This is a genomic window from Microbispora bryophytorum (assembly GCF_006874465.1).
GTDB classification, from domain to species: Bacteria; Actinomycetota; Actinomycetes; order Streptosporangiales; family Streptosporangiaceae; genus Microbispora; species Microbispora bryophytorum.
The window spans coordinates 63,031-77,335 of the sequence record NZ_VIRL01000018.1; the positions used below are offsets into that span (position 1 = coordinate 63,031).

13 protein-coding genes are annotated in these 14,305 nt (G+C 71.2%); 9 read left to right on the forward strand and 4 right to left on the reverse strand.

Translation table 11 applies throughout. From position 1 onward, the window contains the following. Positions 1-73: 73 nt before the first annotated feature. The 6 genes from FLX07_RS27410 to FLX07_RS27435 all read left to right on the forward strand — a co-directional run bounded on the left by FLX07_RS27410 (position 74) and on the right by FLX07_RS27435 (position 8,622). Positions 74-2,344 carry a helix-turn-helix domain-containing protein gene (locus FLX07_RS27410; RefSeq protein ID WP_142574564.1) on the forward strand — a complete coding sequence of 757 codons (2,271 nt, stop codon included), beginning with the start codon at positions 74-76 and terminating at the stop codon, positions 2,342-2,344. 128 nt (positions 2,345-2,472) lie between these two features. Beyond that, entirely contained in the window at positions 2,473-3,156 is a 684-nt protein-coding gene (locus tag FLX07_RS27415; RefSeq protein ID WP_142574565.1) for an alpha/beta fold hydrolase, read from the forward strand. Beyond that, positions 3,153-5,981, forward strand: coding sequence for a helix-turn-helix transcriptional regulator (locus tag FLX07_RS27420; RefSeq protein ID WP_142574566.1), 2,829 nt, complete (start codon positions 3,153-3,155; stop codon positions 5,979-5,981). Before FLX07_RS27415 ends, FLX07_RS27420 begins: the two co-directional genes overlap by 4 nt. 123 nt (positions 5,982-6,104) lie before the next feature. Next, a complete protein-coding gene (locus FLX07_RS27425) occupies positions 6,105-6,911 on the forward strand; it encodes an alpha/beta fold hydrolase (RefSeq protein WP_223854000.1) in 807 nt (268 codons plus the stop codon). Positions 6,912-6,963: 52 nt separating this feature from the next. Next, on the forward strand, positions 6,964-7,752 hold the full coding sequence (locus FLX07_RS27430) for an oxidoreductase (protein WP_142574567.1): 789 nt from the start codon (positions 6,964-6,966) through the stop codon (positions 7,750-7,752). Positions 7,753-7,773: 21 nt separating this feature from the next. Then, positions 7,774-8,622: an alpha/beta fold hydrolase gene (locus FLX07_RS27435; RefSeq protein WP_229689910.1), complete on the forward strand. Its 849-nt coding sequence runs from the start codon at positions 7,774-7,776 to the stop codon at positions 8,620-8,622. A 22-nt stretch (positions 8,623-8,644) separates the two neighbouring features. Here the strand turns inward: FLX07_RS27435 and FLX07_RS27440 are convergent, their stop codons facing one another. The 3 genes from FLX07_RS27440 to FLX07_RS27450 form a co-directional block, all read right to left on the reverse strand. After that, the gene (locus FLX07_RS27440) at positions 8,645-9,598 is read right to left on the reverse strand and encodes a D-2-hydroxyacid dehydrogenase family protein (protein ID WP_142574568.1); all 954 of its coding nucleotides are present in this window, start codon (positions 9,596-9,598) and stop codon (positions 8,645-8,647) included. A 111-nt stretch (positions 9,599-9,709) separates the two neighbouring features. After that, the gene (locus FLX07_RS27445) at positions 9,710-10,687 is read right to left on the reverse strand and encodes an aldo/keto reductase (RefSeq protein ID WP_142574569.1); all 978 of its coding nucleotides are present in this window, start codon (positions 10,685-10,687) and stop codon (positions 9,710-9,712) included. 72 nt (positions 10,688-10,759) lie between these two features. Next, on the reverse strand, positions 10,760-11,653 hold the full coding sequence (locus tag FLX07_RS27450) for an MBL fold metallo-hydrolase (RefSeq protein ID WP_142574570.1): 894 nt from the start codon (positions 11,651-11,653) through the stop codon (positions 10,760-10,762). Between the two features lie 110 nt (positions 11,654-11,763). Between FLX07_RS27450 and FLX07_RS27455 the strand changes: the two genes are divergently transcribed. Then, complete coding sequence (locus FLX07_RS27455) at positions 11,764-12,189, forward strand: MarR family winged helix-turn-helix transcriptional regulator (RefSeq protein WP_142574571.1); 426 nt, start codon at positions 11,764-11,766, stop codon at positions 12,187-12,189. A gap of 165 nt (positions 12,190-12,354) precedes the next feature. Here FLX07_RS27455 and FLX07_RS27460 read toward each other — a convergent pair whose 3' ends face one another. Continuing rightward, on the reverse strand, positions 12,355-12,558 hold the full coding sequence (locus tag FLX07_RS27460) for a cold-shock protein (RefSeq protein ID WP_142574572.1): 204 nt from the start codon (positions 12,556-12,558) through the stop codon (positions 12,355-12,357). 344 nt (positions 12,559-12,902) lie between these two features. Here FLX07_RS27460 and FLX07_RS27465 point away from each other — a divergent pair, with 344 nt between their 5' ends. Together FLX07_RS27465 and FLX07_RS27470 are read left to right on the forward strand one after the other, a co-directional pair. Beyond that, positions 12,903-13,679 (forward strand): hypothetical protein, encoded by a 777-nt coding sequence (locus FLX07_RS27465; protein WP_142574573.1) that lies wholly within the window; start codon positions 12,903-12,905, stop codon positions 13,677-13,679. 86 nt (positions 13,680-13,765) lie between these two features. After that, the gene (locus FLX07_RS27470) at positions 13,766-14,293 is read left to right on the forward strand and encodes an EF-hand domain-containing protein (protein ID WP_189105058.1); all 528 of its coding nucleotides are present in this window, start codon (positions 13,766-13,768) and stop codon (positions 14,291-14,293) included. The last annotated feature ends 12 nt before the right edge of the window (positions 14,294-14,305 follow it).

A 14,305-nucleotide genomic window follows, 5' to 3' on the forward strand; every position in this document is an offset into this window, starting at 1 on the left:
GCCCGCTCAGGCGCGGGTTGATCGACGCCTCCGTGAGGGCCTTCGGGGGTCATGGACCCACCGCTGAGAAGGAGTGGTCCCCATCGCCGATCCACTCAGCTTCGCGGAGGTGCTGCGCCGCCATCGGCACGCGGCGCGTCTCACGCTGGAACAGCTCGCCGAGGCCTCAGGGGTGAGCGCCCGAAGCCTGTCCAACATGGAGCGGGGACGCAGCAGAGGACCTCAGCACCGGACCGTCACCGCTCTCGCGGACGCACTCGCTCTCGATGAGAGCGCCCGCAGGCAGCTCGTCGAACTGGCGCGGGACGGCCGCCTGCGGGATCACTGGACCCGCCCGACCGGTCTGTGCGCGCTCCCGCGATCCGTCGGCGACTTCACCGGCCGGGCCCCGGAGCTGGCCTGGACGAACGATCTGGTGCACGCCGACGCCTCGCCGGGGGTGGCCGGCGTCGGGCTGATCACCGGCCCTGCCGGTCTGGGGAAGACCACGTTCGCCGTTCGCGCCGCCCATGCCCTGCGACCCGATTTTCCGGACGGGGTGTTCTTCCTCGATCTGTTCGGCATGTCCCCGCACCCCGTCGCCGCCGGAGAGGCTCTGGCGCTGCTGCTTCGTGCGCTCGGCGTCGAGGACCGAGATATGCCCGGTGACGTCCCCGATCGCGCCTCCTTGTATCGGTCGCTGCTTGAGGGGAAGCGCGTTCTGGTCGTGCTCGACAACGCCGCCTCCGAGGAGCAGATCCGGCCACTGCTGCCGGGCGGCAGCCACGGCCGGGTCCTGATCACCAGCCGCCGGCTGCTGGCGGGCCTGGAGGGGGTACGCCGGCTCAGCCTGGGACCCCTGCCCCTGGCGGAGGCCACCGAACTGCTGACCGGGATCGTGGGCGACCGCTCCGCATCGGACGGCGAGCGGGCGCTGACGCAGCTCGCGCAGGTGTCCGGCGGCCTGCCTCTCGCGCTGCGGATCATCGGGAACCGGCTGGTCAGCCGTCCCGGCTGGAGCGCCGCCGAGCTCGTCGCCCGGCTGGCGAACGAGGAACGCCGGCTTGAGCAGCTCAGTGCCGGTGACCTCAAGATCGCCAATGCGTTCGGGATGTCGTACGAGCAGCTCGCGGGGTCCGCGCGGCAGCTCTTCCGCCGGCTCGCCCTGGTGCCGGGCCGGGACTTCGACGCCGCTCTGGCCGCGGTCGCCGGCGGGATTTCGGCCGAGGACGCCTGGGACGCCCTCGACGAGCTGGTGGACCTCGGCCTGCTGCAGGACGGCGCGTCGGGCCGGTATCGCTTCCACGACCTGGTCCGGCTGTTCGCCCGCGACAGGCTTCAGGCGGAGGACGCCGCGGCCGAGCGCGACGCTCTGATCGAGACGGTGGCGTCGTGGCTGTTGCGGATGGCCACCACCACCGCGGGGCGGTGGTTCGAACCTGCCTACAGGTGCCCCGCCGGGCCCGACGCCGATCTCACCGAACTGTCCTCCCCGGAACAGGCCGACCGCTGGCTGCGGGTGAACGTGGACAACTGGCTGGGCGCGCTGCGCCACGCGGCGAGCAGTGGCCTGCACTCCGCCATCCTCGACTGCGCCGAGTCGATGAACTGGTTCTCCGACCGATGGATGCACGCGCCGCACTGGTACGAGGTGTTCACCCTCGGCGCCGAGGCCGCCGCTGTACTGGGGGATCCCGCCCGGCAGGCCAAACAGCTGAACATGCTGGCCTGGGTCCATCTGGTGCCGCGGGACGACCTGGAGACCACACTGCGCTACACCGCGCAGGCGATCGACCTGGCGACCCGCAGTGGCGCCACGGTGCAGATCGCCCTGGCCCACCACCACGCGGGAGGCGCCCTCCGGCGGCTCGGGCGGCTCGATGAGGCCATCGCGGCGGAAACCCAGGCGGCGGGGATCCACAAGGCCAACGGGGACATGGATCGGTACTGCCAGTGTCTCGGCGCCCTCGGCACCTGCCTTCGCGACGCCGGACGCCACACCGAGGCGCTGGAGCAGTACCTCGATCTGCTGGCCCTGCTGAACGACGACCGGTCGGGGGTGACGCCGAGCGTCGCGGTGTTCACCCGGCCGATCGCGCTTGCCCGCGTCGGCGAGTGTCTGGGACTGCTCGGCCGCCGGGCCGAAGCGATCATCACGCTCACCGAGGCGACCGGTCTCATGGAGCAGGTCCAGTTGCCCGTTCTGCAGGCCCGCTCCCTGGAGACACTGGCGGCCCTGCTGGCCGAGGAGGGCCGGACCGGGGAGAGCCGCCATGCCTACGCGCGGGCGGCCGAGGTGTACGAGGACGTCGGCGACACCGCGGAGGGCGACCGCTGCCGCGACCTCGCGGCCGCTTCTCCTTAGTCGCGCAAGCCGTTTGAGCGCGGAACTTCTTCGTGCTGTTGTGCGTGGTCCGGTTCCTTCCGCGCGACTTGGATTGGACGTACAGGACAGGCGTTGAGCCTGTCCGTTCATCCAGGTCAGGAGCGACCATGACGACAACCGAGAACGTCGTGCTCGTGCACGGCGCCTTCGTGGACGGATCCGGCTGGCACGGCGTCTACGACGACCTCGTGAGAGACGGTTTCCGCGTCCGGATCGTGCAGAACCCGACGGTGTCGCTGGACGACGACGTCGCCGCGACCCGCCGGGTCCTGGACGCGCTCGACGGTCCGGCCGTCCTGGTCGGCCACTCCTATGGCGGGGTCGTCATCAGTGAGATCGGTACGCACCCCAACGTGGCGGCACTGGTATATGTCGCCGCTTTCGCCCCCGACAGAGGCGAGTCGGCCGGCACGCTCATCGCCGACCCGCCGCCCGGGGCGCCGGCGCCGCCGATCCTGCCCGCGCGCGAGGGATTCCTCTGTCTCGACCGTGACAGGTTCCACGCCGCGTTCGCCGCCGACATGTCCGCGCGGTCGGCCGCGTTCATGGCCGACGCGCAGGTCCCCTGGGGTGTGGGAGCCCTCGCCGGGGCGGTCACCGAGCCGGCCTGGCGGCACAGGCCCAGCTGGTATCTCGTCGCCACCGAGGACCGGATGATCCCGCCACCGGCCCAGCGCGCCATGGCCGAACGCGCCGGATCGTTCGTCGTCGAGGCGATCGGCAGCCACGCCGTCCACGTCTCCCAGCCCGCCGCGGTCGCCCAGCTCATCCGCCAGTCCGCCGTCCGATGACGGCAGTCACGCGCGACGTGCTCGCGCTTCTCCCTGAGGGCCTGGCCGGCCGCGCCGCCGACCGTGCCGCCGACCGTGCCGCCGACCGGCCGCTCATCGGCCGCATCGAGGAACAACGCGTCCTGGCCGGTCTTGTGGCCGGCGTCCAGGAAGGGCTGAGCGGCGTGCTGGTGCTGGTCGGCGAGCCCGGGACCGGCAAGACCCGGCTCCTTGACGAGGCCGCGACGGGATGCCCGGACGTGCGCGTCGCCAGGATCGTCGGTGTGGAGTCCGAGGCACATCTCGGCTTCGCCGCGCTGCACCGCCTGCTGCGCCCGTGGTCGTCTCGTATCGAGAGCCTTCCCACCCCGCAGCGCGACGCGTTGCGCTCGGCGTTCGGCCAGGTGGCCGCGGTCGCGGCCGACCGGTACCTCGTCGGCATGGCGGCTCTCACGCTTCTCGCCGACGCCGCCTCCGTCCAGCCCCTGTTGTGCGTGGTGGAAGACGTGCAATGGCTGGACCGGGAGTCGGCGGAAGCCCTGGCGTTCGTCGCCCGCCGCCTCCATGCCGAAGCCGTGGGGCTCCTGTTCGCCATCCGCCCGCGCTCTGACGGTTTGGCCCTCTTCGACGGGCTGCCCGTCATGACGGTGTCCGGGCTGCCCGTACGCGATGCCCGCAGGCTGCTGTCGGCGAGCGCTGCCGGACGTCTCGACGACGCCGTGGCCGCGAAGATCGTCACCGGCACCGGCGGCAACCCGCTGGCGTTGATCGAGCTCGCCCGCACGCTCACCGCTGAGCAGCTGTCGGGCCGCGCCCCCCTGCCCAGCCCCCTCCCGGTCGGCCGGCTCCTCGAAACGCACTTCCTGCAGCAGATCCAGGCCCTCCCCGCGGACACCCGGACGCTGCTCCTCGTCGTCGCCGCCGCGCCGCCCGGAGACCAGTCGCTGCTCTGGCGGGCCGCCGGTCATCTGGGGATCGCCGCGAGCGCGGCGGACACCGCGCTGTCCGCGGGCGTTCTCACCCACCATGGCTCGCTGGACTTCCGGCATCCGTTGATCCGCTCCGCCGTCTACCGGGGCGCCGACGCGGTGGAGCGGCGCAGCGTCCACGCCGCCCTCGCCGCCGTGAGCGATCCGGATCGCGACCGGGACCGCCGCGCGTGGCATCGCGCGCATGCCACCATCGGCCTCGACGAAGAGGTTGCGGCGGAGCTCGAAAGAGCCTCGGAGCACGCACGTTCCCGCGGCGGCCACGCGGAGCAGGCCGCCTTCCTGTCCCGCGCGGCGGAGCTCACTCCCGACGTCCGCGACGAGGCCGCACGGCTCGTCGCGGCGGCACAGGCCTACGTCATGGTCGGGGACTCGGCCGCGGCGCGGAAGATGCTCGGACGTGCCGAGCTCGGCCTGGACCGTCCCGTGCTGCGCGCCCGTGCGCGGCAGATAAGGGCGACGGCCGAGCTGTACCTCGGCCAGGTCGCCGCCACCCCCGCGATTCTCCTGGAGGCCGCTGAGTCGATCGCCGACCAGGATCCCCGCCTGTCGCGGAAAATGATGTTCGAAGCACTCCAGGTGGCTCTGATCACCTACGACCACTCCGTCGGAGTCACCCCGCAGGGCCTCGCTCGCGCGGTGCTGGCCTCACCTGCGATGGGGTCGGCGGAATCGACCTTCTCCGACCTGCTGCTCAACGCCTATGCCACACGCATCGCCGTCGGCCACCGGCCCGCCGTGCCGTTGCTGCGCGGCGCGCTGGAGGCCCTGCACACGGACGGAGGCCTAGCCGAGGACGGTCTGCCGCTGGCGGTCGTCAGCATGTTCGCGTCCGAAGACGTGTGGGACGACGAGGGAGGATGGCGGGCGTGGAAGCGGCTCGAAGCCTTCGACCGCGAGAACGGAGCGCTGGGCGCGCTGCGGACCACACTCATGGTCGGGTCCATGTGGGAGCTGCGCGCGGGCCGGTTCTCGGCGGCGGGTGCGCTCCAGGACGAGCTCGCCGATCTGTCCAGCATGATCGGGCAACCGTCCTCCGGAGACATCCCGCGGATCGAGCTCCTGGCATGGAGCGGCAGAGAGGCCGAGACGCGGGCGCTGGCGGCCGCCGCGCGGGCCGGCTCGACCGCCGGTCTCGTCGACTTCGCCGGGAACAGCCTGGCGGTGCTGGAGCTGAGCCTCGGCCGCTACGCCGAAGCACTGGCCTGCGTCCTTCCGTCGTTTGACGCCGACAGGCCGGGCACGGGCACCAGATCGTTGCACGAGATCGTCGAGGCGGGACTGCGGAGCGGCGACCATGTGGCCGCGAAGGCGGCCCTCACCCGTCTGGAGGAGCGCGCCCTGGCCGCCGACACCGCCTGGGGTCTCGGCCTGCTCACCCGCTGCAGGGCGCTGATGGTCGACGGCGAGCACGCCGAGCGGCTCTACCAGGAGTCGATCGAGCTGCTCGGCCACACGCGGATCACGACCGAAGTCGCGCGAAGCCACCTCCTGTTCGGCGAATGGCTCCTGCGGCACAAGCGCCGCAGCGACGCGCGCTTCGAGCTCCGAACGGCCTACGAGATGTTCACGGGAATGGGCGCCGCGGGGTTCGCCGAACGAGCCCGAGCCGAACTGTCGGCGACCGGCGAGCACCCCCGCAAGCGAACCGCCCCCGACGCCGATGCCCTGACCCCCCGCGAAAAGCAGATCGCGACCTTCGCCGCTTCCGGAGCCACCAACAGCGAAATCGCCGCCCGCCTGTTCCTCAGCACCTCGACCATCGAATACCACCTCAACAAGATCTTCCGGAAGCTCGACATCACCTCCCGCCGCAAACTCGCCCCGCTCCTCCAAGGCGCGTCCAGACCAGCCTGAACCCCCCCGTGGACACACTGGGGTTTTTCCCTGATTCGGCGACCCGCCCCGGCACGGTTCCATGAGGACGACCGGTCAACACGCCACCTGCTCGGCTTCCTCGACTGAGAGCGGTATTCAACGATGACGAACCGACCCCTCCGCCGGCGCGGTGCGATGATCGCGCTGGCCGCCCTCGCCCTGTTCACACTCGCCGCCCCGGCGTCGGCCGCCGGCCGCTCCGACCACCCCAAGCCGACCATCGTTCTCGTGCACGGCGCCTGGGCCGACGCGTCGAGCTGGTCGGACGTGACCGGCCGGCTGCAACGGCTCGGGTACACCGTGCTCGCCGCGCCCAACCCGCTGCGCGGGCTCGGCGCCGACGCCGCCTACCTGTCGGCGTTCCTCGCCCAGCGGACCGGCGGCCCGGTCGTCCTGGTCGGCCACTCCTACGGCGGCGCGGTCGTGACCAACGCGGCCGGCACGGACCCCGACGTGAAGGCGCTCGTCTACGTCGACGCGTTCGCGCCCGACGAGGGCGAGACGGTCCTCGGGCTGCAGGGCGGCGGCGACCCCAGCGCGCTGTTCGACGTCGTGGCCTACCCCGGGGCGCCGGTCGGAGACGTCGACCTCTACATCAAGCCGGCGGTGTTCCCGCAGGCGTTCGCGGGGGATCTGCCGGCCGCCACGGCCGTCCGGCTGGCCGCCGAGCAACGCCCGATCGCGCTGAGCGCGCTGCAGGAGCCGTCCGGGCCGCCCGCCTGGAAGAAGCTGCCGAGTTGGTACCTGATAGGCACGAAGGACGGCATCCTGCCGCCGTCTCTGCAGGCCACCATGGCGAACCGGGCGCACAGCCACGTCACCAAGGTCGCCGCGTCGCACCTGTCGATGCTGTCCCGGCCGCAGGCCGTGGTGGACGTCATCGTCGCCGCCGCCAAGTCCGTCCGCTGAACCCGCACGCGGCCCCCAGGGGGCGGGGCCGCGTCCCGCAGAAAGGCCCGTCGTGGAGCTGCATCTGACAGGCAAGACCGCCGTGGTCACCGGCGCGAGCAAGGGCATCGGGCTGGCGATCACCCGGGCGCTCGCCGCGGAGGGCGTCAGCGTCACCGCCGGAGCGCGGCACATCAGCGCCGAGCTGTCCGCGCTGGCGGCGGAGGGCCGCGTACGCCCGGTCGCGGTGGACCTCGCCACCCCGGACGGCCCGGCCGAACTGGTCGAGGCCGCCGGCGCGGCCTTCGGCGGCCTGGACATCCTGGTCAACAACGTCGGCGCGGTACGCCCGCGCACCGGCGGCTTCGCGTCCGTCACCGACGCGGACTGGCTCGCCACCCTGACCGTCAACTTCCTGTCCGCGGTGCGCGCCACCCGCGAGGCGCTGCCGCTCATGCTCGGCCGGGGCTCCGGCGCGATCGTGTCCGTCAGCTCGGTCAACGCGTCGCTGCCGGACCCGTTGGTGATCGACTACAGCGCCGCGAAGGCGGCCCTGGCGAGTTTCAGCAAGTCTCTGTCGAAGGAGCTGGGCCCGCACGGGATCCGGGTCAATACCGTCAGCCCCGGGCCGGTCTCCACCGACCTGTGGCTCGGCCCGGACGGCGTCGCCGCCACGCTCGCCCGCCGCGACGGCGGCGAGTCGCAGGCGGTCGCGAAGCAGGCCGCCGCCGACTCGGTCACCGGCCGGTTCACCCGCCCGGACGAGGTCGCCGACCTCGTCGTCCTGCTCGCCGGCGAGCGCGCCGGCAACGTCACCGGCGCGGACTTCGTCATCGACGGCGGCCTGATCGGTACCTTGTGACCTGGGCGGACGGCGGCGGGAGTGCCCATCGCCGGCGTCCGTCACACCCGCACCCCGCACGACTTCATGATGCTCAACCCCGCCCGCTCGACGGCGGCCGGCGCCGCCGTCACCCAGGCCGTCGAAGTACGGAAAGGCGAACTCATGACCACCGCAGAACAGCCCGTTGTCGTCCTCGTCCACGGCGCCTTCGCCGAGTCGGCGAGCTGGAACCGCGTCATTCAGCGTCTGCACGACCGCGGGCTGACCGCCGTCGCGGCGGCCAACCCGCTGCGGAGCGTGGAGGGCGACGCCGCCTACGTGCGCGACGTCATCGCCGGCATCGGACGGCCGGTCGTCCTGGTCGGCCACTCCTATGGCGGCATGGTGATCACCCAGGCGGCGGCCGGCGACGACGCCGTGCAGGCCCTCGTGTACGTCGCCGCCTTCGCACCCGAGCCCGGAGAGAGCGCGCTGGCGCTGTCCGGCAAGTTCGAGGGCAGCAGCCTGGGCGGTGCGCTGGTCGCCTACCCGGTCTCCTCCGGCGGCAACGAGTTCCGGATCGCCGAGGATACCTTCCACCACCAGTTCTGCGCCGACCTCGACGCCGATGAGGCCGCTCTGATGGCGGCGACCCAGCGCCCGGTCACCGAACAGGCGCTGACCGACGGGCTGACAGTGAGCGAGCCGGGCTGGCGTACCAAGCCGTCCTGGTTCGTCCACGGCGACCGCGACCTCAGTATTCCGGCTACGGCGCTGAGGTTCATGGCCGAACGCGCCGGATCGCGCGGAACCCGTGAGATCGCGGGCGCCTCCCACGCCGTCGGGGCGTCCCAGCCCGACGCGGTGGCCGCAGCCGTCTTCGACGCCGTCGGCCACATACAGGGCTGAACCAGCGCGGCAGCCGGGTGAGTCAGGTCAGCACCCGGATCGGGGCTCCGTCGAGGTAGGCGCCGATGTCTTCCGCGGCCTCACGGAAGAACGTCGCGTAGTTCAGCTCGCTGACGTAGCCGAGGTGCGGCGTGGCCAGCACGTTCGGCAGCGTACGGAACTCGTGTCCCGTGGGCAGCGGCTCCTCCTCGAACACGTCGAGACCGGCTCCTGCGATGCGCCCCTCGCGCAGCGCGGACGCCAGGGCGGTCTGGTCGACGATCGCCGCCCGCGAGGTGTTGATCAGGTAGGCGGTGGGTTTCATCAGCGCCAGTTCCCGCGCGCCGACGAGTCCGCGCGTCCGGTCGCCGAGCACGAGATGGATGGAGAAGACGTCGGAGTCGGCGAGCAGGGCGTCCAGGCCGGGGGCCGGCCGCGCGCCGCACTCCTCGGCCCGCTCGCGCGTCAGGTTCTGGCTCCAGGCCAGCACGTCCATGCCGAACGCCCGCCCGATCGCCGCCACCTGCGACCCGATCCGGCCGAGGCCGAGCAGCCCGAGGGTGCGTCGGTGCAGGTCGGTGCCGATGGTGTGCTGCCAGGGGCCGCCGGCGCGCAGCGCGGTCGCCTCGGGCAGCAGGTGGCGGGCCAGGCCGAGGATCAGGGCCCATGTCAGCTCGACCGTCGAGGTCGAGCCGCCGCCCGTGCCGCACACGGTGACGCCGTGCGCCCGCGCCGCCTCCAGGTCGATGGCGGCGTTGCGCATGCCGGTGGTGACGAGTAGCCGCAGGTGGGGCAGGCGGTCGAACACCTCGGCGGGGAACGGCGTGCGCTCCCGCATGGCGACCACGATCTCGCAGTCGTGGATGGCCGCCACGAGCTCGTCGCTGCTCGTGAAGTGCTCGTGGAAGCTGGTGGCCCGGACCCGCGACCAGTCGGCCAGCCCGAGTGCCACCCTCTGGTAGTCGTCCAGCACGGCGCAGCGGAAATCAGTTGGCATGACGAAATCCTCAGCTCGGGGAGGAACGGTGTCGGTCGGAGTTCGTGGGGGGTGATGCCGTCCGCGCGCGAACGGCAAGGGCGCGTTCGTGTGGTCACAACTTGGGCCCGGTCAACGCTCCAGCGTACGCATGCCGGCTTCGTCGTGGGTGTCGCCGATGGCCGGGGGAAGGTCGTCGAGCTTCTTGATCTGTTCGGCGGTCAGTTCCACGGCGTCGGCGGCGGAGTTCTCCTCGACGCGTGCCACGCGCTTGGTGCCGGGGATGGGGGCGATGTCGTCGCCCCGGGTCAGCAGCCAGGCCAGGGCGATCTGCGCCGAAGTGGCACCCGCGTCGGCCGCGATGGCCTGGACCTCGTCGGCGATGCGCAGGTTGTGCTGGAAGTTCTCGCCGGTGAAGCGTGGGTTGTTCTTGCGCAAGTCGGTGTCGTCGAAGTGGACGGTGGAACGGATCTGCCCGGTCAGGAAGCCGCGGCCCAGCGGCGAGTAGGGCACGAAGCCGATGTTCAGCTCGCGCAGCAGCGGCAGCACCCGTGCCTCCGGTTCCCGAGTCCACAGGGAATACTCCGACTGGACGGCAGCGATGGGGTGCACAGCGTGGGCACGGCGGATCGTCTCCGGCCCAGCCTCGGACAGGCCGATGTGGCGGACCTTGCCCTCGGTGACCAGTTCGGCCAGCGTCCCGACGGTGTCCTCGATGGGCGTGTTCGGGTCGACCCGGTGCTGGTAGTACAGGTCGATGTAGTCGGTGCCCAGCCGCTTGAGCGAGCCCTCGACGGCGGTGCGGATGTTGGCCGGGCTGCTGTCGAGATGTCCTGGCCCGCCGTGCGCATGGGAGATCATGCCGAACTTCGTCGCCACCACGGCCTGGTCGCGGCGGCCCTTGAGCGCCTTGCCGAGAAGTTCCTCGTTGACGTACGGGCCGTAGACCTCGGCGGTGTCGAGGAAGGTGACACCCAGCTCCAGGGCCCGGTGGATGGTGCGGATCGACTCGGCGTCGTCCGTGCCGGCTCCTGTGTAGGCGTAGGACATCGATACCAAGCCCAGACCGATACGGGAGACGTCCAGGTCCCCCAGCTTGATGTGCTTCATACCAGTTCTCTGTTTCTCTAGCGCGTGGTGGCGCGGCCCGTTCCAGGGAGCGCACCACTGGATGGCGGACGGTCAGGCGACGGGTACCCAGGTGAACCGGCCGTCGGAGCGGCGCTCGGCGCGTCCGAAGACCACGTCGGCGAAGTGGTTGCCGTAGCCGATGGTGTCGGGGCGGCTCAGCTCTTCGACCAGGCGGCGGCGCTGCTCGGTGGCTTCGGCGGGGTCGTGATCGAGCACGCAGCCCCATTCGGGGTGGGTGACCTGGATCGGCGCGTGCATCGCGTCGCCGAACGCGATGAGCCGGCGGTCGCCGCCGGTGATGGTGTACGTGGTGTGGCCGAAGGTGTGTCCGGCAGAGTATGAGACCCGCACGCCTGGGAAGATCTCCTCGCCGTCCTCGGCCGTACGGACGCGGGGCGCGAAGGCGGCCAGACGTTCCTCGGTCGCCCCGCCCTCGGCGGCCAGGTCGCGCCGCTCCCACTCGGGTGCCGCGACGAAGTGGGTGGCGTGCGCGAACGGCGGCGCGTCGGTGCCAGGCTCGGCGCTCCAGGCCCAGCCCAGGTGGTCGAGGTGCAGGTGGGTGATGGCGACGGCCTCGATCTGGCGCGGCTCGCGGCCCAGCCGCCGCAGCCCGTCCGGCATCTCACCGCCGTAGATGCTTCCGATGACCGGGTTGGCCGGGTCGTCGGGGTGGGACTCGGGTCCGAACCCGGTGTCGATGAGCAGGGCCCGGTCGCCCCGCTCGACCAGCAGCCCGCCGATGGCCGCGGGCAGGAAGCCGTCGTGGTCGAGATGATCGCGGTTGGCCGCCCAGTCCGCGTCGGTGGCGCCGGTCAGCCAGCCGCGCGGTTTGCACAGGCACAGCCCGTCCGGAACATAGGTGATCTTCAGTTCGCCCATGTGGAGCGAACGAACCCGCGGTGCGCTGGTCAGCCGTGCGCGGTCGAAATCGGTTGTCGTGGCCATGTGGTCCTACCTCGTGCGTGAAGAGGTGTCGCCGGAGCGGCGCTACGAGCCAGAAGTTACAACTAGAATAGCTCTAACTGCAACTATTCGAACTGTAGTAGACTCGTGCGGTGGCCACCGAGCGCGAGACCCAAGCCCCGACCGACCGCGAGCTGTGCGGGCTGGTCAAGGTCCTGTCCAATCAGATCGAAGCCAACATCCGGGGCCGGGCGGCCACTCTCGGTCTGACCGCCTCACAGGGCACCGCGCTGTGCGAGCTGACCCGCCCCATGACCCTGCGCGAACTCGCCGAACGGATGGGCTGCGAGCCCTCCAACGTCACCTTCGTCGCCGATCGCCTCGAAGAGCAGGGCTACCTCGAACGGCATCCGCACCCCGACGACCGTCGCGCCAAGCAGCTCGTCCTGACCCCCAAGGGCACCGAGCTCCGCCGACGCCTCCTCGAGTTGCTCTCCGAAAACTCCCCCCTGGCCCCTCTGGCCCCCGAGGAGCAGGACGTCCTGCAGCAGCTCCTCACCCGCGCCCTCATCCGCTGACCCGCTCCGCCGGGCCTTGAAGGGGCGAGGCGTCAGTGGAGGTCTGCCGCCCCGAACGACCGGCGCAACCCGCATGACAAAGCCCCGGACTCCGTGAGGAGCCCGGGGCTGGATGTCGTCGGATGACGGGCCACTATGTGCCCGGCATCGGCGGTGAAGCGTCGCTTAGAGCGGACGGACCTGCTCGGCCTGCGGGCCCTTGGCGCCCTGGCCCGCGGTGTACTCGACCCGCTGGTTCTCCTCCAGCGAGCGGTAGCCGCCGGCGTCGATGGCCGAGAAGTGGACGAAGACGTCCGGAGTGCCGTCGTCGGGAGCGATGAAGCCGAAGCCCTTTTCGGCGTTGAACCACTTGACGGTTCCCTGAGCCATGTTGCTTTCTCCTTGATAAGACGATCTCGAGGACCACGGGTGTGATCCCCGGGCTGCTGCGACCGACCGCCTTGGGAAAGCCTCGGCTCCGTACGGTAACGCCCGCTGTCATAGCTCCGCAGGCGCTGTTACGCAAACTGGGACTTCGACACAACCTGTTTCTCCGAACACTACACGGCGCGACGTCGTTCCCGCGCCACTGTCTCGCAAAACCCCGCCCGCGCCCCCGAAGAGCCCTGCCCGCCGACCGCACGAGAAGCCGGCCGGCGACTCCTCCCCACGGGCGGTCCTGTGTAGTTGCGGAGTCGGATGAACCAAGGTGAGAGTGCTTACGTGGTGGAGGCATGAGACTACGAATGATCCTGCTCGTGGCGGTGACGGCGCTGACCGCGGCCTGTGGAGGAGTGGAATCGGACACATCGGCGGCCGCGGTCGCCGACGTGCCGGCGGAGCCGGTCGCCTTGTGGGGCGCGGAAGGCGGGTTCGTGACCGCGACCACGAACGTGCTGCGTCCGCCCAGGGTGGTGCTGTACGGCGACGGACTGGTGATCGTCGATGCGAGCAAGCAGATGACGCTCACCGATGCCGAGGCCGGCGAGGTGGTCGCGCGGATGGAGAAATACCTGACCGGGCAGCCGCCGACCGCGGCGCCGAAGCCGGGTGCACCGTCGGTGACGGACCTGCCCGACACCGTCCTCGGCGTACGAGGCAAGGACGGGAAGTCGCTGGAGGTGCGGGTCCCGGCCCTGGAACAGCTTGCGGACTTCTATCCGAAGCAGCTGGTGGACGCCAAGAAGCTGATGGAGGGCCTGGCGACCCGGGCCGCCGCGGAGGGCGCCGACTATGTCGCCACCCGTGTCCGGATGGTCGCCGAAGGGGCCGAGTCGGCGGAGGGCAAGCCGTCGCCGTGGCCCGAGGGCGTTCCTGAGCCTTCTGGCGTGGTGGACCCGGTCTGGCAGGAGGACGTCGAGGGGGCGGCGGCGAGTGCGCTCACCAAGGCGGTTCCCGCCGGGCAGCAGTCCGACCGGCCGCTCTTCAGGACCGGCTCGGGGACGACCTATGTGCTCTCCTGGCGGTTCCTGCTGCCCCACGAGCAGTCACCGGCCTCCCCGGCGTCATGACCGTAACGGATTAGTCACCTACTGTATATGATCACCCAAAGTGACTCATTGGCAACATGGAGTCTTCCCGAAGAGTGGAGGCAGATGTGGCCAGTGAGTTCCAGCGGAAGAAGGTCGGCGGAGTTTTCCGGGCGATGGATGTGGACGGAGACGGCCGGCTGACCGAGGCCGACTTCCAGGCGCTCGCCCGCCGATGGACGGCCGTCGCCGGATCCGTCGACCCGGAGCGACTCGCAGCCGTCATGACCGGCTGGTGGCCGGTGCTCCAGACCGCCTCCGGCCCCGACGGCGACGACGCCGTCACCCTCGACGAGGTGCTCCTCGTCGTGGAAGGACTCGGCGACAGGGCGGACGCCGTCTCCGCCACCGCCGACGCGATGTTCGAGGCCGTCGACCTCGACGGGGACGGCTTCATCTCCCGCTCCGAGTACGGCGTGCTCGTCGAGACGTGGAACGGGACGCCGGCGGCGACCGACGAGATCTTCCCGCGCCTGGACCTGGACGGCGACGGCCACCTCACCCGCGACGAGTTCCGCACCCACTGGACGGAGTTCTGGGCGGGCGACAACCCGAGCGCTCCCGGGAGCTACGTGTTCGGCGCGCTGGTGGAATGACCCAGAGGCGGC

Coding starts and splice junctions, on each gene's coding strand:
- FLX07_RS27450 (WP_142574570.1), bottom strand. CDS start 11,653: ATGGCCACGACAACCGATTTCGACCGCGCACGGCTGACCAGCGCACCG.
- FLX07_RS27440 (WP_142574568.1), bottom strand. CDS start 9,598: ATGCCAACTGATTTCCGCTGCGCCGTGCTGGACGACTACCAGAGGGTG.
- FLX07_RS27460 (WP_142574572.1), bottom strand. CDS start 12,558: ATGGCTCAGGGAACCGTCAAGTGGTTCAACGCCGAAAAGGGCTTCGGC.
- FLX07_RS27445 (WP_142574569.1), bottom strand. CDS start 10,687: ATGAAGCACATCAAGCTGGGGGACCTGGACGTCTCCCGTATCGGTCTG.
- FLX07_RS27420 (WP_142574566.1), top strand. CDS start 3,153: ATGACGGCAGTCACGCGCGACGTGCTCGCGCTTCTCCCTGAGGGCCTG.
- FLX07_RS27415 (WP_142574565.1), top strand. CDS start 2,473: ATGACGACAACCGAGAACGTCGTGCTCGTGCACGGCGCCTTCGTGGAC.
- FLX07_RS27425 (WP_223854000.1), top strand. CDS start 6,105: ATGACGAACCGACCCCTCCGCCGGCGCGGTGCGATGATCGCGCTGGCC.
- FLX07_RS27465 (WP_142574573.1), top strand. CDS start 12,903: ATGAGACTACGAATGATCCTGCTCGTGGCGGTGACGGCGCTGACCGCG.